Here is a 1,151-nt window from a genome sequence, read left to right on the forward strand (position 1 = left end):
TAAAATATAGATAACTTTTTTGATTTTCATTAACAAAAAAAAATTTGTTAGAAATATAAAAAAAGAACTTGGAAGCTGTCCTGTTGCGTTTATTTCTAATTAAGTAAACATGAAAAATGATCTTTAAATAGAAAACCTTGAAATGTGCGAATGAACACGTCGAATTGATTTATTAACATATTTCCAGCTTTCCATTTTTTTAATAAAAACTTCTAAAAAAGTTTTACGATCAATATTCAGTCATACTTTATGATTATTTTCTACTGATTTAAAATCCCTCTTTCATTAAAAGATTTTTTTACCAATATCAATACATGTCACTCTTTTGTCAAAGCCATAATCCTTACCACTTAAATCTAAAGATTGCCAATTGACAAACAAGACGCTTTAGACGCCAGTATACACGATATTCTGTCAGGACACGTGCCATTTTCATCAGATATGCAGCTTGAATCTCCTGAACTTTTGATACATCTTTTGAAACTAAATTTCTTGATTTTTCTAAAAAATAGAAAATAGGCACCTAAAAAATTGTTTTTATGTGGATGAAAATAGAGTTAATTCATACGTTTATAGAACTTTGGCTAGCCCCCTTTCAGGGAAGCTTATACTCTCAGTGCAGCATCAGGAAAGCGTTATCAAAGAGAAAGCTTTCTTGCTGTAAAAGTTGGTTTTGATACCATGGTTCCGTTTTATTACTGAGGGACTTGCAATACGGATTTGTTTAATCTATGGCTAGAAAAATTTTTAATTCCAGAATTAAGACCTGGCCAAGTTGTGATTTTGGACAATGCAACATTTTATCAATCTCAAAAAATAAAAAATTTAATTCAATTCGCTGGATGTCAAGTGCTTTTCTTTGCCGCTCTTTTTATCCGATTTAAATCCAATAGAATTATTCTGGGCTAATTTAAAAAGAACAATTAGAGAAAATTTAAAAAAATTTACTTCCTTATCTGAAGCGATCGATTATTCATTTTTAGCATACTCATAACAAAAAATGTATTTTTAATTTAACCCATCTTTTTTAAAGATTATTTAAACACTTTCAAGTTGTGTTAATATTCAAAGTAATGTGAGAGAAAATTTTTTGTAAAAATCAGTTAAAATTTTTATAAGTTAAAGCCTTTAACATCACTCTGTGTTTAAAG

At 28.3% G+C, this 1,151-nt stretch carries 1 pseudogene; it reads left to right on the plus strand.

The features are described 5' to 3' along the window. Nucleotides 1-714 precede the first annotated feature (714 nt). Nucleotides 715-909 (plus strand): annotated as a pseudogene (locus BU804_RS17865) (hypothetical protein); the annotation flags it as partial. Nucleotides 910-1,151 lie beyond the last annotated feature (242 nt).

It is taken from the genome of Candidatus Protochlamydia sp. W-9 (assembly GCF_001950615.1).
GTDB lineage: Bacteria > Chlamydiota > Chlamydiia > Chlamydiales > Parachlamydiaceae > Protochlamydia > Protochlamydia amoebophila.